The following is a 22,187-nucleotide window of genomic DNA, read 5'->3' as shown; positions in this document are numbered from 1 at the left end:
TAACCCGTTTGCCGCGCGCCCCGCCCACCCCGGACAATGCCCAACCATGGGACATCTCGAAGCCGCGCACCTGGAGTACTACCTTCCCGACGGGAGGGCGCTGCTCGGCGATGTGTCCTTCCGGGTGGGCGAAGGGGCCGCGGTCGCGCTGGTCGGGCCCAACGGAGCCGGGAAGACGACACTGCTGCGGCTGATCTCCGGCGAGCTCAAGCCGCACGCCGGCACCGTCACGGTGAGCGGCGGTCTCGGCGTGATGCGCCAGTTCGTGGGATCCGTACGGGACGAGTCGACCGTACGGGACCTGCTCGTGTCGGTCGCCCAGCCGCGGATCCGGGAGGCCGCCCAGGCCGTCGACCGCGCCGAGCACCTCATCATGACCGTCGACGACGAAGCCGCCCAGATGAGCTACGCGCAGGCGCTCTCCGACTGGGCGGAGGTCCAGGGGTACGAGGCGGAGACCCTCTGGGACATGTGCACCACGGCCGCGCTCGGCATCCCGTACGACAAGGCGCAGTTCCGCGAGGTGCGCACGCTCTCCGGCGGTGAGCAGAAGCGGCTCGTCCTGGAGGCCCTGCTGCGCGGCACCGACGAGGTACTGCTGCTCGACGAGCCGGACAACTACCTCGACGTGCCCGGAAAGCGCTGGCTGGAGGAGCGGCTGCGGGAGACCCGCAAGACGGTCCTGTTCGTCTCCCACGACCGGGAGCTGCTCGCCCGCTCCGCCGAGAAGATCGTGAGCGTCGAGCCCGGGCCCGCCGGCGCCGACGCCTGGGTGCACGGCGGCGGCTTCGACACGTACCACGAGGCACGCCGGGAGCGCTTCGCGCGCTTCGAGGAGCTGCGGCGGCGCTGGGACGAGAAGCACGCCCAGCTGAAGAAGCTGGTGCTCAACCTGCGGCAGGCGGCCTCCATCAGCCATGAGCTGGCCTCCCGCTACCAGGCCGCGCAGACCAGGCTCCGCAAGTTCGAGGAGGCGGGACCGCCGCCGGAGCCGCCGCGCGAGCAGGACATCACCATGCGCCTGCACGGCGGCCGCACCGGCGTACGGGCCGTGACCTGCAAGGGGCTCGAACTCACCGGGCTGATGAAACCCTTCGACCTGGAGGTCTTCTACGGCGAGCGGGTCGCCGTCCTCGGCTCGAACGGCTCAGGCAAGTCGCATTTCCTGCGGCTCCTCGCGGGCGGAGACGTCACGCACACGGGGGAGTGGAAGCTCGGTGCGCGTGTCGTGGCCGGCCACTTCGCGCAGACCCACGCCCATCCCGAGCTGGAGGGGCGCACCCTGCTCGACATCCTGTGGTCCGAGCACTCCCAGGACCGTGGTGCCGCCGCGTCCCGGCTGCGGCGCTACGAGCTGACCGCCCAGGCCGAGCAGCGCTTCGACCGGCTCTCCGGCGGGCAGCAGGCCCGCTTCCAGATCCTTCTCCTGGAGCTGGAGGGCTGTACGGCGCTGCTGCTGGACGAGCCCACGGACAACCTCGACCTGGAGTCGGCCGAGGCGCTTCAGGAGGGGCTGGAGGCTTTCCAGGGCACGGTTCTCGCGGTCACGCATGACCGCTGGTTCGCCCGTTCGTTCGATCGGTATCTGGTGTTCGGCAGCGACGGTCGTGTGCGGGAGTCGGCGGAGCCGGTTTGGGATGAGCGGCGGGTCGAGCGGGTTCGGTAGGCAACTGGAGGGTCGTTCGTTGTCTGCGGGGCCGATGGGGCTGGGCGCGCCCGCACGGCGGAGCCGTATATGTCACAGCCCCGCGCCCCTTTGGGGCGCGTTGTGCCCCGGGTGTTCGTAGGGTGGAGGGAGACACGACGATCGGGGTAGCGCCATGACCGGAGTCGACCCGGGCCTCCTGGATGATCAGCAGCTGATGAAAGAGCTGGAGACGATCCATCGCACCCGCCACGACACGTTGCTGCACGGCTCGAACGACGCGCTGCGCACGCACAACGTCCGGATGGCGGAACTGGAGGGCGAGTATCTGCGCCGGAACCCGCGCCGCCCGGTCGCCCTGGGCCGGACGCGGGCGGGGGCGCGGGACAGGCATCCTGACGCGAGCCGGTGACGCCTGCGGCCGGCCCTGCCGAACGGCCGCCCCCGACGACCGGATGGCGGCCCTGAAGCAGTGCCGGCCCTCCTCTGACGGCCGCCGCGGTCAGCCTCGCTTCAGGAACTCCGGCAGGAACGCCTCGCGGAACGCCTTGAGGTCGTCCGGCTTGCGGCTGGTGACGAGGGTCGCGGGGCCGGCCTCGCAGACGACCACCTGTTCGTCGACCCAGGTGCCGCCCGCGTTGCCGATGTCCGTACGCAGACTCGGCCACGAGGTGAGGGTGCGGCCGCGGACCACGTCTGCCTCGATCAGTGTCCACGGGGCGTGACAGATCGCGGCCACCGGACGGCCCTGCTCGAAGAAGTCGCGCACGAACGACACGGCTTGTTCGTCCATGCGCAGCGCGTCCGGATTGGCCACGCCGCCCGGTAGCACCAGACCGGCGAAGGAGTCGGCCGAGGCATCGCCCACGACCTGCTGCACCGGGAACACGTCCGCCTTGTCGAGATGGTTGAACGCCTGGATCCGCCCCGGCCTCGTCGACAGCAGCACGGGTTCGCCGCCCGCGTCGTGGACGGCGTGCCAGGGGTCGGTGAGTTCGATCTGCTCGACGCCCTCCGGCGCCATCAGAAACGCGATGCGCATGGGTCTTCCACATCCTTTCCGGCCGCGCGGTCCGTCGCGCGGTCTTTGCTCTCGTCTCCTGCGGTTGTCTCCTGCTTTCGTCTCCGGCCGCGTGTTCTGTTCGCGTCATGCGCGGGTCTCGTGCCCGCGGCCGTCCGGGGCGGCGCGGCTGATCTCCGCGAGGGCCGAATCCGGGTTCTCGGAGATGGCCAGGTCGCCCAGGCTGACCATGCCGACCGCCCGGCCGTCCTCGACGACCGGGAGGCGGCGCACGGCGTGGTCGCGCATCAGCGCGACCGCCGCGGCCACCCCGTCGTCGGGGCTCACCACGACCGGATCGGGCGTGCAGACCGACCGGGCGCTCACCGTCAGCGGGTCGACACCGTTCGCGACCGCGCGCAGCGCGATGTCGCGGTCGGTCAGGACGCCGATGAGCGCGTGGTCGCCCGCCACCAGGACATCACCGATGTCCTGGGCCCGCATGAGCTGGGCGGCTTCGACGAGCGAGGCGTCCGGGCGGACCGAGACGACGCCTGGCGTCATGACTTCCCTCACGAAAACAGCCATGGCTGTGGGCCTTTCCTGCGTTCCCCTGCAAAGGGGTACGGCCATGTCGGCCTGACGTCGCCCGCAGTACCCCTGAGACGGCCGGCCATGCGTCCGGCGAGCTCTCAGGGCGCCTTCGACCCGGTCTCCGCGGAGCGCACGACGGCCTCGGCCAGTTCCTGCGCGTTCGCGTAGCGCGCACCGCCCGGCAGTCGCTCCAGCGCTTCGACGAGCGCGTCCGGCGCGTACTGGGCCCGCAGGACGCCCGTCAGCTCACGGGGACCCGCGGGGAACGACGTACGTCCCAGGTGGCGCGCCAGATCCAGGCGGACGGCGGCCAGGGAGCCGCGGTCCGAGCCCGGCGTCACCGGGCCACCGGCGACCGGCGGATCGTCGTCGGCGATCGGCTCCGGATCGTGCCACTCCTCCACGCGGGTCGGCCGGCCGGACCTCAGCAGGCCCTGCAGTTCGTGCTTCATCTCGTCGTCCCGGTGGACGCTGAGGCGGTTGCTGCCTCGCTCCATGTGTCCCTCCAGATGTTCGCGGGTGGACCCACGCGTACCCGTCTCCCGAACATCGACACGGACGGTTTGCACCGGGGGTTTGCAGTGGCACGGGCATCGGGTTGGCACCGGCCTGTGCGCAGGAGGTTTGTCCGCCCGCGACCGGGAGACTCGGCCTCCACCCTCCACTGCGATCCCTTTGGGGAAGGACGGGACCATGGCGGTAGTCGCTGTGATCATTCCGGTCCTGATGCTCGGCGTCGTCCTGGCACTCGGCCGCTACGAGGAATGGCTGCTCCCGAACGAGGACTGGCTGCTTCCGCCGGCTCGGCCCGCCCAGCGGCCGGGCACGACCGACGGCGCCACGCTGAGCCACTGAGCGACCGACCCGCTGACCGACCCGCTGAGCCATTGAGCCGGGCAAGTCGCGTTTGCAGGGCAGGTCGAGGGGCAGGCGAAGCACAGTGCTTCGGACAGGAGGCACGTCCGTGGGAGCGGTGTATCCCCCACCACGGGTGTGCCCGTCCGGCTACGGGGTGCGCTCCCACGGTGACCGCCCAACCAAGGCACCACTCAAGGGAGTTGCACGCACCATGCGAACTCACGCGAGCGCCAAGCACCCTCATGACGACGCCCCGGACACCGCGGAGGACTTCCGCAGGCTCGCTTCGTTGCCTCCGGGCCGGCTGCGCGACACTCTCCGAGAGCAGATCATCGAGGCCTGGCTGCCCATGGCGAACCGCCTGGCAGGCCGATTCCGGAACCGCGGCGAGAGCTACGACGACCTGCGGCAGGTCGCTGCCATGGGCCTGGTCAAGGCCGTCGACCGCTACGACCCCGAACTCGGCAACGCCTTCGAGAGCTATGCCGTACCGACCATCACGGGTGAGGTGAAGCGCCACTTCCGTGACCACATGTGGACCCTGCACGTACCCCGCCGGGTCCAGGACCTGCGCAACCGCGTCCGCTTCGCCCGCCAGGACCTCTCCCAGACCATCCCGGGCCGCCGGCCCACGGTCGCCGAGATCGCCGAGCACGCGCAGATGAGCGAGGACGACGTACGCGCCGGTCTGGAGGCCCTGGAGAGCTTCACGGCGCTCTCGCTCGACGCCGAACTCCCGGGCAGCGAGGACGGATACTCGCTGAGCGACGCGCTCGGCTCGGCCGATCCGGCGCTCGACATCGTCATCGACCGTGAGGCGGTCAAGCCGCGGTTGCAGGCGTTGCCCGAGCGTGAACAGGCCATCCTGTACATGCGGTTCTTCGCGGACATGACGCAGAGTCGGATCGCGGAGCAGCTCGGGATCTCGCAGATGCACGTGTCCCGGCTGATCAGCCGGTGTTGCAGTCGGTTGCGGGAGCAGGTTCTGCAAGACGTTGCGTGAGCCTCCGGCGGTTTGGCGGGGGCTGCGGTCTCGTTGTCGGCTGCGGGTTCGTTGTGGCTGGTCGCGCAGTTCCCCGCGCCCCTGAAGGGCGCCCGAGCTACCTTCGGTCCAAGTTGGCCATCGTCAGGGCTATGTGGCGGGACATCATGTCCATTGTCTGGGCCTCTGCCATGGAGAAGGCCAGGCGGGGGCCGGTGCGGAAGAGGGTGAGGACGCCCTGGACCGCGCCGTCGAGGGTGAGGGGGACGCAGAGGAGGGACGTGACGTTCGCGCGGACCAGGACGGGGGCGTCGGAGGCGTCGCGGCCGAAGGCGTCCGGGTCCTCCGGGCGTACCTGAAGGGCCGTGGAACCGCCGCGTGCCGCCTCGACCACGAGGGGGCACGCGGCAGGGTTCTGCGCCTCCAGGTCCTCGGCCCGTACGTCCCGCTGGTCCGCCGGTCCGAGGACGGTCGTACGGCACAGCTGTACGGCTCCCTCGTCCGCCACCACCCAGTCCGCGAACCGCCCGTGCAGCACCCGGGCCGCCCGCTCCAGCACGGCGGCCCGGGTCCTGGCGGGCTCGCTGAGCAGGGCCGTGGTCATCTCGTCCAGCAGGTCCATCAGCGTCGCGTGCCGTGTCGTCTCGCCGAGGTCCGGCACGGGGCCGGGGCCGCCCCCGGCCGACGGTGTCCGTGCTCCGGCGGACTGGAGCACCACGAGTACGGCGGTACGCGGCTCGCCGCCCGGCCGCAGCGCGGTGAGTGTCGCGTGCACGGGAACATCGGGGCGCTGCTGAAGATGGACCGTGAGACTGCGGTCGCCGTCACCGCGTGCCACCGCTGCGGTCTGCGAGCGGAACGCGGCCCGGTCCGGGTGTGCGAGGAAGCCGGTGAGCGGGCGGCCCGTCGCGTAACCCGCCCTGACACCCGTGAAGTTGGTTCCCGCGAAGTTCAGCCTGCGGACCACCGTCTCGCGGTCGATCAGCGCGACGGGCAGCGGCAGCCGTTGGAAGATCCCCTTCAGGAGCTGCTGTTCCTGACGGTCGGCGGAGGACGTGGTCGCCGTGCCGGTTGCCGTGAGGCGCTCGTACCACGGCCACAACTGGTCGGCCACATGGTCGAGTTCGAAGATCGCAGTGTCCAGCACGGTGGGCAGGTCGTCGTGGGGCACGGACCGTGCCGCCTTCAACTCCGCGACACGGCGCACGAAATCCGCAAGTTCCTCACCGAATTCTTCCGTCTGCGCCATGCCATGAACGTAGCTCGTCACGAGCGCGCCCGGGGAGGCCGGGGTGGAACGCCTCGACGTCGTTTTCTCCGCAGGTGAGCGGGAAGGCGGAGGAACGAGGAGGTGCGAAACATGCCGGATACGGAACATCTCGGCCACCGCGGGACGGCATCTCCGGAATCTGCACTTCCGGGTCGTCGGCTGTCGGAACTCGCCGAGCAGGCCGTCCGCTGCACGACGGACTGCTGCGGCGCGGGCACCACCGTCTCCGACGGCGGCACGGAGAGGCCGGCCGCGGTGACGCACCCGGATCTCGCCGCGCTCGTCTCGATGCAGCTCCGCTCCGGCGAGGGCCCGATCCCGGCCGCACTGGAGCGCGGTGAGCCCGTCGAGTCGGGCGACCTGCTGCGCGAGGAGCGCTGGCCGCAGTACCGGGCCATGGCGCTGGACTCCGGCGTGCGCTCCAGTGTCACCCTTCCCTTTCGCCGGGCGGGCCTGACGGTCACCCTCAGCCTCTACAGCTTCCGTGCGGGCGGCCTGGAGGACGCCCCGCACGGGCCCGCCCGGGCTCTCGGTGATCTCGCCGCGACCGCTCTCGTCCGTGACCGCTCCTACCGCGCCGCGCTCACCGAGCTCGACCAGCTCGGCGCCGCGATGCGCACCCGCCCCGTCGTCGACCAGGCGTGCGGCATCGTCATGCATGTGCTGGCCTGCGACGCGGACGCGGCCTTCAAGGTCCTGCGCCGCATCTCGCAGGGCACCAACCGCAAACTGTCCGAGGTCGCCTCGGCCCTCGTGGACTCACGCGGCCGCGGCCTGGAACAGGAGCTGGTCTCCCTGTCGAACTGACGTCGAACCGCACCGGTACGTCGTCCGTGACGTGTCACCCGCTCGGGCGTCCGTGTGGCACGAATGGTGTCCGGCCGCGCGCGCCCGGGCGGCGGCCGGGCTCTGATGGGCTGCGGGGCATGTCGGTCGTGCCCCGCCTCCGCCGCCGTCCACGGGCGTGGGGGTCCCCAGCCGCCGGCCGAAGGAGCCCGAGCCCATGCGCATGCGCCGTACCGTCCGCGCCCTGTCCGCCACCGCCCTCACCGCCGTAGCCCTGGGCACCACCACCGCGGCGGCCGCCGAGAACCCGGGGGCGGAGGTCAGCCCCCGCACGGTGGCCCCGGGCGGCACGGTCACCGTCTCCGTGGCCTGCGAACCGACGGGCGGTCCGGCGCCCGAGACCATCGACGCCACCTCGCGGGCCTTCGAGCACGGCACCGTCCAGCTGCACAGGACCGGAGGCGAGGAGGACGCCGCGGGCGGCCCGGCCTACAGCGGCACCGCCCGTATCGCACCCGCCGAGAACTTCGAGGAGGGCGGGCCCGACACCCTCGCCAAGGACGACACCGTCGGCAAGGACGGTGCCGTCGGCAGGGACGACGCGGCAGGCAAGGGCTCCGACTGGAGCGTCGACGGCACCTGCCCGGCCGCGCCCGGTGGCCAGGGCAAGCAGTGGAGCGCGTCCTTCACGGCGTCCCGCGACGGCTCCCGCGAGGGCTCGGGCGACGCCTCCCGTGACGGCTCGGGCGATGCCTCCCGTGACGGCTCGCGTGACGCCTCCCGCGAGGGCTCCCACGACGCATCCCGTCTCGAGGACTCCCGTGACGGCGGAGCCGCGGTCAAGCACGGGGTGCAGGCGGGCGAGGGAGGCACCTTCACCGACTCCACCCTCGCCCTGGTCACGGGCGGAGTCCTCATCGCGGGCGCGGCCGGCGCCGCCGCCCACAGACTGCTCCGCCGGGAGTCCTCCTCGAACGGCTGAGTTGGCGACCCGATCCACTGGGTAAGCAGAGCCTTGGATACTCGAAGCACAGGGGCACGACAGGCACCGTGGGAACCACGACGGACCACGGACCGGCGTCCACGGATCGGCGATCCACGGAGGCGCGGTCCACGGAACGACGGCCGGTCCGCGGATCACTGCGCGGAGGCACATATGCGGCGGACCGATCCGGAAGGCCACGGCCCCGTCCGCTACGGCCCACCGCTCCCCGGCCAGGACCTGCCGGTGCCGCCCGGACTCGCCGCGGCCGCGACCGGCGCGCACACCGAACCGACCGGCGGGGGACCCGCACTCCTGGACGCCGCCCTCGCCCACTGGGCCCGGCGCGGACTCTCCGCCGACCGCGACCGGACGGCCGCAGCGCCCGGCGCCCCCGCACTGCTCCTCGCACTGACCGCCGCGCTCGGCGGCGACGTTCTCGTGCCGCGCCCCTGCGCGGCCTGGTGGGCGCCGCAGGCACGCCTGTTGGGCAGATCCGTCTTCCACGTGGGGACACCCGCCGAGTGCGGCGGCGTCCCGGACCCGTACGCCCTCCTGGAGACAGTGCGCCGAGTACGCGCCGAGGGCGGCGACCCGCGGCTGCTCGTCCTGTCCGTCGCCGACGACCCCACCGCCACCGTCGCACCGCCCGAGGTGGTGCACGAGGCCATCGAGGCGGCCGTGGGCGAGGGGCTGCACGTGATCAGCGACGAGACCTGGCGCGACACCCTGCACGAACCGCACGACACCGTGTTCCTGAGCCCCGCCGAGATGCTGCCGGAGCACGTCACGGTCCTGACCGACCTCGCGGGACCCTTCCTGCCACCCGGCTGGCCCGCCGCGATCGCCCGCTTCCCCGCCAACGACACCGGCACCCGGCTGCACGACCGCGTCCTCGACGTACTGACCGCGCTCGACGCCCGGATCGCGGCCCCGGTCGCCGCGGCAGCCGCGTACGCGCTCGGCGAGCCCGACGACATCACGCGGCGCCTCGCCGCGTCGGTACGCCTGCACGGGCGCGTGGCCACCGCCGCGCACCACGTCCTCGTGGCCGCGGGCGCCCTCGCCAGACCCCCGCGCGCGGGCCGCCATCTGTACGCGGACCTCGGCCCGCTGCGCTCCGCGCTCACCGCTCGCGGTGTCGGCGACGCCCAGGAACTGGAGGACTTCCTCACCGACCGCCTCGGCATGCCCGTGCCCGGCGGCCACCGCTTCGGCGACGACCTCGGCGCACTGCGCGTACGCCTGGCCACCGGCCCGTTCCTCGGCACAACCCACGAGCAGCGAATGGCGTCTCTCACGTCACCGGAACCTCTGGAATTGCCGCATGTGGAACGCGCGTTGAGTCTGCTGGGCTCGGCATTCGCCGATCTCCGCGATGACGATGACGCTCGGCGACGGGAGTCCCCTCGATGACGCAGCAGTCCGAGTCGACCACGACCACCACGACCACGGACGCCGACGTCCCTGCGTCGCCCTCACCTCTGTCCTCCGTGTCCTCCGCCGCGTTCGTACCCGCCGTCGGAACTCCGCCCGCCGGGCCCCGGCCCCTCGCCGAACCCCGTCCGCTCGGCGAACGCCGCGCCTGGCCCCGCTCGTTCGCGGACCGGCTGACCGCCCCGCTGCCGGGCCTGAGGGGCTTCGCCCGGTTCGCCCGCGAGGGCGCGCTGCGGCCCGACCCGGAGGGCCTCGCCGACATTCCCCGACTTCCGTACGAGCCGGGCCCGTTGCCCCGGGTGGACGCGCGCACGATCGCCGTCTCCTGGGCGGGGCACGCCAGTTGGGTGGTCCGGATCGGTGGTCTCACCGTGCTCACCGACCCGGTGTGGTCCCGCAAGATCCTCGGAACTCCCGCCCGGATCACGCCCGTCGGCGTGGCCTGGAGCGCACTGCCGCGCGTCGACGCGGTCGTCATCAGCCACAACCACTACGACCACCTGGACGCGCCGACGCTGCGCCGACTCCCGCGCGACACCCCGGTGTTCGTCCCGGCCGGGCTCGGCAGCTGGTTCAGGCGCCGCCGCTTCTCGCACGTCACCGAGCTGGACTGGTGGGAGGCGGCCGAACTGGGCGGAGTCCGCTTCGACTTCGTACCGGCCCACCACTGGTCCAAGCGCAGCCTCCACGACACCTGCCGCACCCTGTGGGGCGGCTGGGTCCTGACCGCGTCCGACGGCCGGCGCGTGTACTTCGCGGGCGACACGGGATACGGCCACTGGTTCTCCCACATCGGCGCCCGCTACCCCGGCATCGACCTGGCCCTGCTCCCCATCGGCGCGTACAACCCCCGCTGGTGGCTCAGCGACGTCCACTGCGACCCCGAGGACGCGGTCCGAGCCACCCAGGATCTCGGCGCCCACCGCATGGCCCCCATGCACTGGGCCACCTTCGTCCTCTCCGCAGAACCGGTCCTGGAACCCCTGACGCGAGTACGTACGGCCTGGGAAAAAGCAGGCCTGACAAGGGAAAACCTCTGGGACCTGCCGGTGGGCGCGTCAAGGGTGCTCGACTGAGGCGCCTCTGTCGGGTTCTTCCAAGGCCACGGGCAACGGCTGCTTTCAGGGGCGCGGGGAACTGCGCGACAAGCCACACACAAACCGCAGCCAACACACGACAGAAACCCCCCGCACCCACTCACCCCTACCGCTGAGCGCTACGCAACCGCCGCCAAAGACCGGGCGCCACGCTGATCACAACGGTCAGTACAACAACCGCCACCACACCCTCCCAGGGCTCCTTGAACAAGGACCCCCCGGCCACCCCGATGAGCTGATACGTCGCGGCCCAGGCCAGACAAGCCGGCACATCCCCGCGAGCGAACCTCCGCAACGGCCACTTGGCCATCAAGCAGGCCAGCATCACAGGAATCCGCCCCGCCGGCACCAGCCGCGACAACACCAGCACGGCCACACCATGCTCCGCGAGCTTCTCCTGCGCCTGCGCCAGCCGATCCTCCGGCGCACGATCCCGTATCGCGGCCAGCCAACGCGACCCGTTCTTCGACTTCATGCCACGACGCCCGAGCCAGTACAGCGCGACATCCCCGAGGAACGCCGCGAACGCCGCCACCACGAAGACCAGCACCATCGAGAACGGCGCGGTCTGGTGAAACGCCACCACCGCCGCCGAACTCACCAAGGCACCCGTCGGCACGACGGGCACCAGCGCCCCGATCAGCACCAGCAGGAACAGCGACGGATAACCGAGCGCCTGCTGGGTGGACTCGGGCGGCACGGTCGTGACCGCGGCGGCGAGCACATCCCTCACCGGGCTTCGCCCTCCCGCTCGTCGTCGCCCCGGCCGGCCGGCGCGTCCCTCGGGGATGACCGGTACCCCGCGACCCGCGGCCGCACACGCTGTCCGTGGTCCAGAAGGTGCACCGCCACCTCGGGCGCACGCTCGGCGGCCAGGCGCACGAACTCCTCGCCGGGCGCGTGGAATTCATGGGGGCGCACGGCATCCATCCCGATCGGCCAGTACGTGCCGTAGTGCACCGGCACCGCGCTCCCCGGCCGCAGGCGGGCCAGCGCCTCGGCAGCCCGCCCGGCGTCCAGGTGGCCCTCGCCCAGATACGGACCCCAGCCGCCGACCGGCAGCAGCGCCACGTCGACCGGCCCGACCTCCTTCGCCATGGACTCGAAGAGGCCCGTGTCCCCGGCGAAGTACGTCCGTGCCTCGCCCTCGATCACATAGCCGAGGGCGGGCGCGCGATGCGGCCCGACCGGCAGCCGCCGCCCGTCGTGCCGCGCCGGAACGGCCTGTACGACCAGGTCACCGACCCGCGTACGGTCGCCGCTCGCCATCTCGGTGATCTGCAGATGACCGAGATGGCGCAGCCCGGGGACGGCCCGCGGGGCGCCCTTCGGCACCAGCAGCCGGGTGCCCGGGGCGAGCCGCGCCAGCGACGGGACGTGCAGATGATCGGCGTGCAGATGGGACACCAGGGCCACGTCCGCCACCGCCGCCTCAGGCGGGGGCGGCGCGCCCCGGCGCCTGCGCAGATGCGCGAGCCGGCGCGCGAAGAGCGGGTCCGTGAGCACGCGCGCGCCCGAGTCCTCGACGGTGCAGGTGGCGTGCCCCCACCAAGTGATCTCCACCGGCACTCCTTTGCCTCCTTCGCGCGACTCCCCCCGAGCGTACGGGCAGGAGTAGGGTCGGCGACGAAACCCGGAGGTGAGGGGGGGACGCCATGGGAGACACACGCCGTGCCTCCGGCATGCTTCGCGTGACGACGATCGCGAGTCTGACGCCGTTGGAGGAGCTGGAGGCGGACCCCTTCCTGGTGGACTCGCGCAGCCAGCACGCCATGTGCGCGCGCTGGGCCGCCGAGCGTGGCTATGTCGTCACCCGCGAACTGCTCGTACGGGGGCTGCGGCCCGACCACTGCGCGCTCTGGGAGGACGTCGAGGCGGGCCTCGTCGACCTGTTCGTGGCGCCCAGCCGCCGGGTCCTGGAGCGCGCGCTCGCCTCCGTCGACGAGTTCACCGCCGAGTGTGCCCGCCGCGGAGTACGGGTCGAGACGGTCGGCCACGCGGAACCCGCGTACGACGCCCAGATGAAGGCCCATGTCCACCGCCGGCTGTCGATGCCGACGGCGGGCTACGACGGCCGCTGACAACTCCGGCGCCGCCGGGCCCGGGCCGAGCAGAGGCAACCTCGTGCGGTGGCCCGCGGTCACCCTGTGTGCGCGGTGAGCAACCGTGCCCTTGTGCACCGCCGAAACGGCTTGCGTGCTTGTGACAGGGTTGGGGCAGGTCTGAGAGCGGGGTGGAGGTGGGCGTGGCGTGAGCGGCGCGAGATGGCGGAGGCTGGTGAGCGCGCTCTGGCGGAGCGTCGCCGTGTGGGCCGTGTCCACGGTCACCATGCTGGCGCTGGCCGGGATCCTGCCGGACTTCAGAATCCAGTCCGCCGACGGCGACAGCGCGACCCAGATCGCCATCACGGCCGCACTCGGCGCCGGGGCGTTCGGTGTGCTCTCCTCCGTGGTGTGGCCGCTCCTCGTCCGGGCCCTGCTCCTCGTCCCCGCCCTCGTCCTCGGCCTGCTCGTCTTCTTCCTCAACGGCTCGCTCCTGTGGCTCGCCCTGCGGATCATCCCGTCGGGAGAGAGCGAGGCCGCGCCGGAGACCGCCGTGGTGGTCGCCGCGGTGATGTCGGCCGTCGCCTCCGCCACCGGCGGTGCCCTGGCCGTCCGGGACGACGACGCGTACAGGCGCAGGCTCTACCGGCTCTCCGACCGACGGCGGTCGGAACTGGAGCCGGGCACGGGCCCGTCCACCCCCGGAGTGGTCTTCCTCCAGCTCGACGGCGTCGGCCATGACGTACTCCTGGAGGCGGTCGGACGCGGTCTGATGCCGACCGTCGCCGCCTGGCTCGGTGACGGCGAGGGGGCCCGCACCACCCACCGGCTCACCCCCTGGCGCACCGACTGGTCCAGCCAGACGGGCGCCAGCCAGCTGGGCATCCTGCACGGCTCCAACCACGACATCCCCGCCTTCCGCTGGTACGAGAAGGACACCCGGGAGGTCATGGTCTGCAACCGCCCCACCAGCGCCGCCGAACTCCAGCGCCGCGCCATCGCCCACACCGGTGACGGCGGCCTGCTCACCATGGACGGCGCCAGCCGGGGCAACCTCTTCAGCGGCGGTGCCGACCAGCTCGCCCTGGTGCTCTCCGTGGCGGCCAGGAGGGGCCGGGAGAACCGCTCGCGGGCCGGCTACTTCGCGTACTTCTCCGACCCCGCCAACGCCGTCCGTACCGCCATGTCCTTCGTCGCCGAGGTCGGCCGCGAGATCGGCGAGTCCACCTGGGCCCGCCTCAAGAAGCGGCGCCCGCGGGTCGGCCGCGGCGGCCTCTATCCGTTCATCCGGGCCTTCGCGACGGTCATCGAGCGGGATGTCGTCGTCGCCGCGGTGATCGGGGACATGCTCGCCGGACGCTCCTCGGTCTACGCCGACCTGGTGGCGTACGACGAGGTGGCCCACCACTCGGGCCCGCGCAGCCGTGACACGGAGAAGGTCCTGCAACGCCTGGACCGCTCACTGGCCCTGATCGCGCAGGTCACGGAGCACGCCCCGCGCGCGTACCGCGTCGTCCTGCTGTCCGACCACGGCCAGAGCCCCGGCGAGACCTTCCGTACCCGCTACGGACTCGGCCTCGGGGAACTGGTCCGGGCCGGCTGCGGGCTGCCCGTGCCCCGCAAGGCGCGCCGCACCCACAGCGGCGCCGAGGCCAGGTCCGCCGTACGGGCCGCGCTGCGCAGGCCGGTGGAGGAGGGCCACGAGCAGTACCGCCCCTCCAGCCGCCACTCGGAGCCGCTCGTGCTGGCCTCCGGCAACCTCGGCCTCGTGTCCTTCCCGGACGTACCGCACCGGATGAGCCGCGAGGAGATCGACGCCCGCCACCCGGCCCTGCTGACCACGCTCGCCAACCACCCCGGCGTCGGCTTCGTCCTCGTGCGCAGCGAGGAGCACGGCGGCCTCGTGCTCGGCGCGAACGGCGCCGAGATCCCCCTGGACGAACTGGACGACAACCCGGGCCCGCTCGCCGACTTCGGCCCGGGCGCCGCCGACGCCGTACGCCGCACGCACGCGTTCCCGCACACCGCCGACATCATGATCAACTCCTGGTACGACCCCCAGGAGGGCGAAGTCCTCGCGTTCGAGGAGCAGATCGGCTCGCACGGCGGCCTCGGCGGAGCGCAGGGGAGGCCCTTCCTGATGTCGCCGCTCACGTTCTCCGCGCCCGTCGAGGACGGGGCGGAACTGGTCGGCGCCGAGCACGTGCACCACGTACTGCGGCGCTGGCTGCGTGAGTGCGACGGCCCGCAGGTGCCCGTCGAGACCGAGCCCGAGCGGCGGGTCGCCTAGGTCCCCGCGCTCCTCAAGGGCCATGAAAATGGGCTGCGGTCCGGGGGAGGAACCGCGCACACTGTCCGCATCGGACATCGCGCACCGGCGCGCCCCGCTCGAACACCCCCCTCAGGAGCCACTGCGTGCAGGCAGCCGTCACCGTCACTCCCGCCCGAATACCGGAACTGCTGCTCGGCCTCGCGACCGTGCGGCCGGTCTTCATCTGGGGCGCTCCAGGCATCGGAAAGTCCTCCCTGGTGAGGGAGTTCGCCGAATCGCTGGGACTGGAGTGCGTGAGCCTGCTGGGTACGCAGCTGGCGCCGGAGGACCTGATCGGCGTACCGCAGATCCGCGACGGCCGCTCGGTCTTCTGCCCGCCCGAGGCGATCGCCCGCGACGAGCCGTACTGCCTGTTCCTGGACGAGCTGAACGCGGCGACGCCGGACGTCCAGAAGGCGTTCTACTCGCTCATCCTGGAGCGGCGCATCGGCAACTACGAGCTGCCGGCGGGCTCGATCGTGATCGGCGCGGGCAACCGGGCGACGGACAACGCGCTCGCGCGCCCGATCGCGTCCGCGCTGGTCAACCGGCTCGCGCACGTACACCTCGAGGCCTCCCCGAAGGACTGGCTGGTGTGGGCAGGGGCGAACGGCATCCACCCGTGGGTGCTCGACCACCTCGTCGACCGCCCCGACCACCTGTGGTCCAAGCCGCCGAAGACCGAGGAGCCCTTCTCGACTCCCCGCTCCTGGCACATGCTCTCCGACGCGCTGCACTCCTTCGGGCCGACGCTCGACGAGCCGACGCTGAAGGTGATCGCGCACGGCACGCTGACACCCGCGCACGCGGTCGCCTTCTGCGGCTACGTGAAGATCGTGCGCAGCCGGTTCGGCATCGAGGCCATCATGAAGGGCGAGGCCCGCTGGCCGAACCGCCTGGAGGACCGCGACCTCCTGTACTACCTCGCGGAGTCCTTCCGGGGCCGCCTCGTCAAGGAACTCCCCGCCAGCAAGGAACACGCCTCGGCGAGCGGCCGCCAGACCGCCTACCGCGCGAAGTCCCTGCTCGTGCAGCTCGCCGAGATCTCCGTCGAGGTCGCCCAGAGCGTCATCGCCGCGGACGAGGACGGCAACCCCGTACTGCCCGCCTGGTTCCTGGTGGAGGCGGCCCGCGACATGCCCCGGCTGGTGGAGGCGCGTCGGTGAGCGCTCCGCGCGGGCGCGCGGCCGACCGCCGGGAAGGGGCCGCGCGATGAGCCGTACGCGCAATCAGGAGCCGCCCCGGAAGAAGGACCTGGCAGCCGAGGCGTTCGCCGAGGGGATGCGGCTCGTGCGGGCCAACCGCGCGCTGGCCGCCATAGGGTTCAGCACCTGCCGTCAGGAGGACTGCGAGGAGGCGCCGGACGACGGACTCGTACGCGTCGACTCCGACGGCGTGCTGCACGTCCACCCCAAGCGCCGCGCCGACCCCGTCGAGTGGGCCTGGGCGGTCGCCCACAGCGCCCTGCATCTCGGCTTCGGCCATGTCACGGCGGCGACCGGCCTGCGCGCCCAGCCCGACCGGTTCGACATCGCGGCCCGCTGTGTCGTCGTCAACCGCTTCCTGCTCGGCTTCCCGATCGGCCGGACCCCGGCGGATCTGCCGATGTCGTACCCGGACGGCGACGAGGAGCAGCTCGCCGCGCGCTGGCGCCGCGACGGCATCCCGCCCATGTACGAGCGCTGCGGCACCGCGGGCGGCGAGCCGGACCAGCTCCTGGTGCCCTGGGACAGCTGGCTCGGCGGCCGGCCGCCGGACTGGCAGCTCGCCTTCGCCCACGCGCTGACCCGCACGGTGGCCACCGCGATGGACATGGCGGGCGGCCGCCGCGACTCGATGCGCGGCGGTCTCACCCCGCTGCAGCCCTGGGAGCGGGCGCTGAGCTGGTTCGTCTCCTCCTACCCCCTCCTCGGCGGCATCGCGGCCGGCATCACGATCGTCGCGGACGCCGAACTCGCCCGCGCGCACGGCATCTCCGTCGCCGCGGTCGACGCGGGGGCCGCCGAGATCTACATCAACCCGCTGCGCCAACTCGACGACGAGGAATGGCGGTTCGTCCTCGCCCACGAGATGCTGCACGCCGCGCTGCGTCACGGCGACCGCTGCGGCGCCCGCGACCCCTACCTCTTCAACGTCGCCTGCGACTACGTCATCAACGCCTGGCTGGTCGAGATGCAGGTCGGCACGATGCCCGAAGGGCTGCTGTACGACCAGGAGTTGAAGGACCTCTCCGCCGAGGAGGTCTACGACCGGATCGCCACCGACCTGCGCCGCGTGCGACGGCTCGCCACCCTGCGAGGCAAGGGCGTCGGCGACATCCTCGGCGGCCCGCTCGGCTCACCGCGCGACTACGTGGACCTCGACGAGTTCTACCGCCGCGGCCTCGGCAACGGTCTCGACCTGCACCAGCAGCAGAGCCGCGGCTTCCTGCCCGGCGGACTGGTGGAGGAGATCCGCGCGCTCAACCACCCGCCGCTGCCCTGGGACGCCCAACTCGCCCGCTGGTTCGACGAGTTCGTGCCCCGCCCGGAGCCCGTACGGACCTACGCGCGCCCCGCCCGCCGCCAGGCGGCCACCCCCGACATCCCGCGCGCCGGACGCTACTTCCCGCCCGAGGAGATCGCCCGCTGCACCTTCGGCGTCGTCCTCGACACCTCCGGCTCCATGGACCGCACCCTCCTCGGCAAGGCACTGGGCGCCATCGCCTCGTACGCCGAGGCCCGTGACGTGCCGGCCGCCCGGGTCGTCTTCTGCGACGCGGCCCCGCACGACGCGGGCTTCCTCCCCGTCACGGACATCGCGGGCCGGGTACGGGTCCACGGCCGAGGCGGCACCATCCTCCAGCCCGGCGTCGATCTGCTGCACCGCGCCGAGGACTTCCCGCCGGGCGCCCCGATCCTGATCATCACGGACGGCTGGTGCGACGTCCTGCGCGTCCGGCGCGAGCACGCCTACCTGATCCCACAGGGTTCGTCCCTGCCGTTCACCGCACGTGGGCCCGTCTTTCGCGTGCGCTGAGCCCGAGTGTGATCGGATAGTGCTACGGACCCCAAAACCGGGACCTGATCGAAAGGGATTCATCGTGGCAACAACGCGCTCCGCACACACCGTCTGGGAAGGCAACCTGCTCGAGGGCAACGGAGTTGTCAACTTCGACTCCTCCGGCGCCATCGCTCAGCAGCCCGTGACTTGGGCGTCGCGCTCCCAGGACGCGAACGGCAAGACCAGCCCCGAAGAGCTGATCGCCGCCGCGCACTCCAGCTGCTTCTCCATGGCGTTCTCGCACGCCCTGGCCGGGGCCGGCACGCCGGCCACCAAGCTCACCACCTCCGCCGACGTCACGTTCCAGCCGGGCGAGGGCATCACGGGCATCCACCTCACGGTGGAGGGCACCGTGCCGGGCATCGAGGAAGACGCGTTCGTCGCGGCCGCCGAGGACGCCAAGAAGAACTGCCCGGTCAGCCAGGCGCTGACCGGCACGACGATCACGCTGTCGGCGAAGCTCGCCTGACCTGCGATTCTGCCTGGCCGGTCGTCCGAGACGACCGGCCATCTGAGGCGACTCGGATCGGCCGCCGGGCAAGCTGCTTCACTGACAGGAGCTTGCCCGGCGGCCGGACCAGGACCCGGCGGCCGGAGCAGGACCAGACCGATGCGGGCACGACCTGGATGGGCGATGCCGCACCGGATCTCCGTGGTGCGCGTCGTCCTGTGTTCGACCGCATTTCACCCGGGCTCCCTAATGTGCGGGCCATGAACAGACTTTCGATCACGGCCGGCGTTGTCGCGCTGACCGTCGGACTCGCGTCGCCCGCCGTGGCCGACCGCGACTCCAAGGACCACGGTCGGGCCACCACGGCCTTCGGCCAGGCCAAGCTGACCGGTTTCGCCTCGCTCCCGGCCGAGACGTTCGTCCCGAACAGCGAGCCGTCCGGCTCTGCCATCGGGGCGGGCCCGTTCAACGGCATCACCGGCCCGTTCGCCGACCAGCCCGTCCAGGGCTTCAGCGGCGCCGTCAACCGCCACGACGGCAGCTACGACGTGCTGTCCGACAACGGCTACGGCGGCAAGGCCAACAGCGCCGACTTCCTGCTCCGCGTGCACCGCGTCGAGCCGGACACGAAGAGCGGCAAGGTCAAGGTCCTGGGCGGCTTCAACCTCAGTGACCCGTACCGCAAGGTGCCGTTCCCGCTCACCCGGGCCGACCGGGTGCTGACCGGCGCCGACTTCGACGTCGAGTCGATCGTGCGGGCGTACGACGGCTCGTACTGGCTGGGCGACGAGTTCGGCCCGTTCCTGCTGCACTTCTCGTCGACCGGCAGGCTGCTCGAAGCCCCCATCTCGCTCGACGGAGTGCGGGCGCCGGAGAACCCGTACCTGAACGGCGCCCAGCCCACCATCGGTGGCAGCAAGGGCTTCGAGGGCATGGTCCGCTCGGTCGACGGCCGTCGGCTCTACCCGCTCCTCGAAGGCACGGTCAACGGTGACACCCCCGGTGACCTGCGCTTCAGCGAGTTCGACCTGAAGAGCCGGGACTACACCGGGAAGCGTTTCACCTACCGCCTGGAGTCGCCCTCCAACGCCATCGGTGACGCCATCGCCGTCGACAGGAACCGTTTCCTCGTCATCGAGCGCGACGGCGGCCAGGGCGCCGACGCCAAGTTCAAGCGGATCTACCTCGCGGACACGCGTGACCGCAACGGCGACGGGGTCATGGACAAGACCCTCGTGGCCGACCTGATGAACATCGCGAACCCGAAGGGCCTCGGCGGCTTCGGCGAGACCTTCACCTTCCCGTTCACCACGATCGAGGACGTGGTTCTCCTCGACAACCGGACGCTGGCCGTCCTGAACGACAACAACTTCCCGTTCTCCTCCGGCCGTACGCCGGGCAAGGCGGACAACAACGAGTTCATCACCATCCGGCTCTCACAGAGCCTGAAGGCGGACAAGCGCGCTCTCCGCTAGGGGCGCGGTTCTGCCGCTGGCACCGGCCGCGGCCCGAATCGCTTCGGGCCGCGGCATCGTCATGTCCGGAGCCGTCGTCCGGGATCGTCCGCTTCCGTCGGGGTACCCGCCCCATTGACAGGGAGGCACTCAAGTTTTGTGATGGTAGGCGTTAGGGCCCGGGCGGAAGGGGACGGACATGGCACGTGCGGTCGGGATCGATCTCGGTACCACCAACTCGGTGGTGGCTGTTCTGGAAGGGGGTGAGCCCACGGTCGTCGCCAACTCCGAGGGCGCGCGAACCACCCCCTCGGTGGTGGCCTTCGCCAAGAACAACGAGGTACTGGTGGGTGAGGTCGCCAAACGGCAGGCCGTGACGAACGTCGAGCGCACCGCGCGCTCCGTCAAACGCCATATGGGCGAACCGAGTTGGCGGTTCCCCGACAGTGGCACGGTCGACGGCACCCGCTACCGCGCGCAGGAACTGTCCGCGCGCGTGCTCCAGAAACTGAAGCGGGACGCCGAGGCGTATCTCGGCGAGGACGTCACCGACGCGGTGATCACCGTGCCCGCCTACTTCGACGACACCCAGCGCCAGGCCACCAAGGAGGCCGGCGAGATCGCGGGCCTCAAGGTCCTGCGGATCATCAACGAACCGACGGCCGCGGCCCTCGCGTACGGACTCGACCGCGGCGAGGAGCAGACCGTCCTCGTCTTCGACCTGGGCGGCGGTACCTTCGACGTCTCGCTCCTGGAGATCGGCGACGGCGTCATCGAGGTCAAGGCCACCAACGGCGACACCCAGCTGGGCGGCGACGACTGGGACCACCGGATCGTCGAGCACCTCGTCAAACGCTTCAAGGGCTCGTACGGCATCGACCTCGGCCAGGACAAGATGGCGCTCCAGCGGCTGCGCGAGGGTGCGGAGAAGGCCAAGATCGAGCTGTCCTCGTCCACCGAGACGACCATCAACCTGCCCTACATCACCGCCTCCGCCGAGGGCCCGCTGCACCTCGACGAGAAACTGACGCGCGCCCAGTTCCAGGAGCTCACCGCCGACCTGCTCGACCGCTGCAAGAACCCCTTCCACCAGGCGGTCAAGGACGCGGGTGTGAAGCTCTCGGTGGTCGACCACGTCATCCTCGTCGGTGGTTCCACCCGGATGCCCGCGGTGACCGAGCTGGTCAAGGAACTCACCGGCAAGGACCCGCACAAGGGCGTCAACCCGGACGAGGTCGTGGCCCTCGGCGCGGCCCTCCAGGCGGGCGTCATCCGCGGCGACGTGAAGGACGTGCTGCTCCTCGACGTCACCCCGCTGTCCCTGGGCATCGAGACCAAGGGCGGCATCATGACGAAGCTCATCGAGCGCAACACGACCATTCCCACGAGGCGTTCGGAGATCTTCACCACCGCCACGGACAACCAGCCCTCGGTCGGCATCCAGGTTTTCCAGGGTGAGCGCGAAATCGCCGCCTACAACAAGAAGTTGGGCGTCTTCGACCTCACCGGGCTGCCGCCCTCGCCCCGCGGGGTCCCGCAGATCGAGGTCGCCTTCGACATCGACGCCAACGGCATCATGCACGTCTCCGCGAAGGACCTCGCCACCGGCCGCGAACAGAAGATGACCGTCACGGGCGGCTCGGCGCTCCCCAAGGACGACATCGACCGCATGATGCGCGAGGCCGAGCAGTACGCCGACGAGGACCGGGGGCGCCGGGAAGCCGCGGAGACCCGCAACCAGGCCGAGCAACTCGTGTACCAGACCGAGAAGTTCATCCGTGAGAACGAGGAACGCGTCCCGGCCGACACGAAGACCGAGGTCGAGTCCGCGATCACCGAGCTCAAGGCCCTCCTGGAGCAACGCGAGGCCACGGACACGAACACCCTGCGCACCGGCGTCGAGAAACTCGCCACCGTCAGCCAGAAGATGGGCCAGGCCATGTACGCCCAGGCCCAGCAGTCACCCCCACAGGACCAGCCGCCCACCGAACAGTCCCCACCGGGGGACGAGGAGGGCGTGGTCGACGCGGAGATCGTCGACGACGAAAAAGACCCGACGGAGGGCAAGCCGGGCAACACCACAAAGGACACCCCGACCTGATGGCGCCCGGCCCCTGAGGGGCGAAGCCCCCTCAGGGGCGCGGGGAACGGCGCGCCCAGCCACCGACGGCCGTCACCCGACAATCAACAGCAGCCCCCACCCACCCAGGGGCGCGAGGAACTGCGCGACCAGCCC

20 protein-coding genes and 1 pseudogene are annotated in these 22,187 nt (G+C 71.5%); 15 read left to right on the top strand and 6 right to left on the bottom strand.

Annotation, left to right across the window (positions count from 1 at the left end; genetic code table 11):
- The first annotated feature begins 46 nt into the window (after nt 1-46).
- Together JEQ17_RS10345 and JEQ17_RS10340 are read left to right on the top strand one after the other, a co-directional pair.
- Nucleotides 47-1,666, top strand: a complete 1,620-nt coding sequence (locus tag JEQ17_RS10345) for an ABC-F family ATP-binding cassette domain-containing protein (protein ID WP_200394964.1) — start codon at nt 47-49, stop codon at nt 1,664-1,666.
- 154 nt (nt 1,667-1,820) lie between these two features.
- Nucleotides 1,821-2,057 (top strand): DUF6158 family protein, encoded by a 237-nt coding sequence (locus tag JEQ17_RS10340; RefSeq protein ID WP_200394963.1) that lies wholly within the window; start codon nt 1,821-1,823, stop codon nt 2,055-2,057.
- A 90-nt stretch (nt 2,058-2,147) separates the two neighbouring features.
- On the opposite strand, the gene JEQ17_RS10335 is transcribed toward JEQ17_RS10340, so the two are convergent.
- From JEQ17_RS10335 to JEQ17_RS10325, 3 genes are all read right to left on the bottom strand, one after another.
- Nucleotides 2,148-2,687 carry a type 1 glutamine amidotransferase domain-containing protein gene (locus JEQ17_RS10335; RefSeq protein WP_200394962.1) on the bottom strand — a complete coding sequence of 180 codons (540 nt, stop codon included), beginning with the start codon at nt 2,685-2,687 and terminating at the stop codon, nt 2,148-2,150.
- 105 nt (nt 2,688-2,792) lie between these two features.
- The gene (locus JEQ17_RS10330; RefSeq protein ID WP_200394961.1) at nt 2,793-3,233 is read right to left on the bottom strand and encodes a CBS domain-containing protein; all 441 of its coding nucleotides are present in this window, start codon (nt 3,231-3,233) and stop codon (nt 2,793-2,795) included.
- A gap of 104 nt (nt 3,234-3,337) precedes the next feature.
- Nucleotides 3,338-3,736, bottom strand: a complete 399-nt coding sequence (locus JEQ17_RS10325; RefSeq protein ID WP_200394960.1) for a DUF2795 domain-containing protein — start codon at nt 3,734-3,736, stop codon at nt 3,338-3,340.
- A gap of 196 nt (nt 3,737-3,932) precedes the next feature.
- Between JEQ17_RS10325 and JEQ17_RS10320 the strand changes: the two genes are divergently transcribed.
- Together JEQ17_RS10320 and JEQ17_RS10315 are read left to right on the top strand one after the other, a co-directional pair.
- Entirely contained in the window at nt 3,933-4,094 is a 162-nt protein-coding gene (locus JEQ17_RS10320) for a hypothetical protein (RefSeq protein WP_200402110.1), read from the top strand.
- 214 nt (nt 4,095-4,308) lie between these two features.
- Entirely contained in the window at nt 4,309-5,100 is a 792-nt protein-coding gene (locus tag JEQ17_RS10315; RefSeq protein WP_200394959.1) for an RNA polymerase sigma factor SigF, read from the top strand.
- Between the two features lie 97 nt (nt 5,101-5,197).
- Here the strand turns inward: JEQ17_RS10315 and JEQ17_RS10310 are convergent, their stop codons facing one another.
- Nucleotides 5,198-6,328, bottom strand: a complete 1,131-nt coding sequence (locus JEQ17_RS10310) for a GAF domain-containing protein (protein ID WP_200394958.1) — start codon at nt 6,326-6,328, stop codon at nt 5,198-5,200.
- 111 nt (nt 6,329-6,439) lie between these two features.
- Here JEQ17_RS10310 and JEQ17_RS10305 point away from each other — a divergent pair, with 111 nt between their 5' ends.
- The 4 genes from JEQ17_RS10305 (at nt 6,440) to JEQ17_RS10290 (ending at nt 10,630) form a co-directional block, all read left to right on the top strand.
- Nucleotides 6,440-7,156 carry an ANTAR domain-containing response regulator gene (locus JEQ17_RS10305; protein ID WP_200394957.1) on the top strand — a complete coding sequence of 239 codons (717 nt, stop codon included), beginning with the start codon at nt 6,440-6,442 and terminating at the stop codon, nt 7,154-7,156.
- 196 nt (nt 7,157-7,352) lie between these two features.
- A complete protein-coding gene (locus tag JEQ17_RS10300) occupies nt 7,353-8,117 on the top strand; it encodes a hypothetical protein (protein ID WP_325176249.1) in 765 nt (254 codons plus the stop codon).
- A 174-nt stretch (nt 8,118-8,291) separates the two neighbouring features.
- The gene (locus JEQ17_RS10295) at nt 8,292-9,533 is read left to right on the top strand and encodes an aminotransferase class I/II-fold pyridoxal phosphate-dependent enzyme (RefSeq protein WP_200394956.1); all 1,242 of its coding nucleotides are present in this window, start codon (nt 8,292-8,294) and stop codon (nt 9,531-9,533) included.
- A complete protein-coding gene (locus JEQ17_RS10290; RefSeq protein ID WP_200394955.1) occupies nt 9,530-10,630 on the top strand; it encodes an MBL fold metallo-hydrolase in 1,101 nt (366 codons plus the stop codon). The genes JEQ17_RS10295 and JEQ17_RS10290 overlap by 4 nt, the downstream gene beginning before the upstream one ends.
- A gap of 127 nt (nt 10,631-10,757) precedes the next feature.
- On the opposite strand, the gene JEQ17_RS10285 is transcribed toward JEQ17_RS10290, so the two are convergent.
- Nucleotides 10,758-11,384 (bottom strand): DedA family protein, encoded by a 627-nt coding sequence (locus JEQ17_RS10285; protein ID WP_200394954.1) that lies wholly within the window; start codon nt 11,382-11,384, stop codon nt 10,758-10,760.
- A 68-nt stretch (nt 11,385-11,452) separates the two neighbouring features.
- Nucleotides 11,453-12,220 (bottom strand): annotated as a pseudogene (locus JEQ17_RS10280) (MBL fold metallo-hydrolase); the annotation flags it as partial.
- Between the two features lie 86 nt (nt 12,221-12,306).
- Between JEQ17_RS10280 and JEQ17_RS10275 the strand changes: the two are divergent.
- From JEQ17_RS10275 to dnaK, 7 genes are all read left to right on the top strand, one after another.
- A complete protein-coding gene (locus tag JEQ17_RS10275; RefSeq protein ID WP_143640931.1) occupies nt 12,307-12,732 on the top strand; it encodes a hypothetical protein in 426 nt (141 codons plus the stop codon).
- 169 nt (nt 12,733-12,901) lie between these two features.
- Complete coding sequence (locus JEQ17_RS10270; protein ID WP_234048142.1) at nt 12,902-14,983, top strand: phage holin family protein; 2,082 nt, start codon at nt 12,902-12,904, stop codon at nt 14,981-14,983.
- 125 nt (nt 14,984-15,108) lie between these two features.
- A complete protein-coding gene (locus JEQ17_RS10265) occupies nt 15,109-16,170 on the top strand; it encodes an ATP-binding protein (protein ID WP_200394952.1) in 1,062 nt (353 codons plus the stop codon).
- Nucleotides 16,171-16,216: 46 nt separating this feature from the next.
- Nucleotides 16,217-18,022: a vWA domain-containing protein gene (locus tag JEQ17_RS10260; protein WP_200394951.1), complete on the top strand. Its 1,806-nt coding sequence runs from the start codon at nt 16,217-16,219 to the stop codon at nt 18,020-18,022.
- A gap of 64 nt (nt 18,023-18,086) precedes the next feature.
- The gene (locus tag JEQ17_RS10255; protein WP_200394950.1) at nt 18,087-18,515 is read left to right on the top strand and encodes an OsmC family protein; all 429 of its coding nucleotides are present in this window, start codon (nt 18,087-18,089) and stop codon (nt 18,513-18,515) included.
- 242 nt (nt 18,516-18,757) lie between these two features.
- Nucleotides 18,758-19,972, top strand: a complete 1,215-nt coding sequence (locus JEQ17_RS10250) for an esterase-like activity of phytase family protein (protein ID WP_200394949.1) — start codon at nt 18,758-18,760, stop codon at nt 19,970-19,972.
- Nucleotides 19,973-20,150: 178 nt separating this feature from the next.
- Nucleotides 20,151-22,052 (top strand): molecular chaperone DnaK, encoded by a 1,902-nt coding sequence (gene dnaK, locus JEQ17_RS10245; RefSeq protein ID WP_200394948.1) that lies wholly within the window; start codon nt 20,151-20,153, stop codon nt 22,050-22,052.
- Nucleotides 22,053-22,187: the final 135 nt, after the last annotated feature.

This window comes from Streptomyces liliifuscus (genome assembly GCF_016598615.1).
Lineage (GTDB): Bacteria > Actinomycetota > Actinomycetes > Streptomycetales > Streptomycetaceae > Streptomyces > Streptomyces liliifuscus.
This window is presented reverse-complemented; position numbering and strand designations above follow the sequence as displayed.

Coding starts and splice junctions, on each gene's coding strand:
- JEQ17_RS10320 (WP_200402110.1), top strand. CDS start 3,933: ATGGCGGTAGTCGCTGTGATCATTCCGGTCCTGATGCTCGGCGTCGTC.
- JEQ17_RS10250 (WP_200394949.1), top strand. CDS start 18,758: ATGAACAGACTTTCGATCACGGCCGGCGTTGTCGCGCTGACCGTCGGA.
- JEQ17_RS10310 (WP_200394958.1), bottom strand. CDS start 6,328: ATGGCGCAGACGGAAGAATTCGGTGAGGAACTTGCGGATTTCGTGCGC.
- JEQ17_RS10300 (WP_325176249.1), top strand. CDS start 7,353: ATGCGCATGCGCCGTACCGTCCGCGCCCTGTCCGCCACCGCCCTCACC.
- JEQ17_RS10345 (WP_200394964.1), top strand. CDS start 47: ATGGGACATCTCGAAGCCGCGCACCTGGAGTACTACCTTCCCGACGGG.
- JEQ17_RS10290 (WP_200394955.1), top strand. CDS start 9,530: ATGACGCAGCAGTCCGAGTCGACCACGACCACCACGACCACGGACGCC.
- JEQ17_RS10295 (WP_200394956.1), top strand. CDS start 8,292: ATGCGGCGGACCGATCCGGAAGGCCACGGCCCCGTCCGCTACGGCCCA.
- JEQ17_RS10330 (WP_200394961.1), bottom strand. CDS start 3,233: ATGGCTGTTTTCGTGAGGGAAGTCATGACGCCAGGCGTCGTCTCGGTC.
- JEQ17_RS10305 (WP_200394957.1), top strand. CDS start 6,440: ATGCCGGATACGGAACATCTCGGCCACCGCGGGACGGCATCTCCGGAA.
- JEQ17_RS10260 (WP_200394951.1), top strand. CDS start 16,217: ATGAGCCGTACGCGCAATCAGGAGCCGCCCCGGAAGAAGGACCTGGCA.
- JEQ17_RS10325 (WP_200394960.1), bottom strand. CDS start 3,736: ATGGAGCGAGGCAGCAACCGCCTCAGCGTCCACCGGGACGACGAGATG.
- dnaK (WP_200394948.1), top strand. CDS start 20,151: ATGGCACGTGCGGTCGGGATCGATCTCGGTACCACCAACTCGGTGGTG.
- JEQ17_RS10340 (WP_200394963.1), top strand. CDS start 1,821: ATGACCGGAGTCGACCCGGGCCTCCTGGATGATCAGCAGCTGATGAAA.
- JEQ17_RS10275 (WP_143640931.1), top strand. CDS start 12,307: ATGGGAGACACACGCCGTGCCTCCGGCATGCTTCGCGTGACGACGATC.
- JEQ17_RS10335 (WP_200394962.1), bottom strand. CDS start 2,687: ATGCGCATCGCGTTTCTGATGGCGCCGGAGGGCGTCGAGCAGATCGAA.
- JEQ17_RS10315 (WP_200394959.1), top strand. CDS start 4,309: ATGCGAACTCACGCGAGCGCCAAGCACCCTCATGACGACGCCCCGGAC.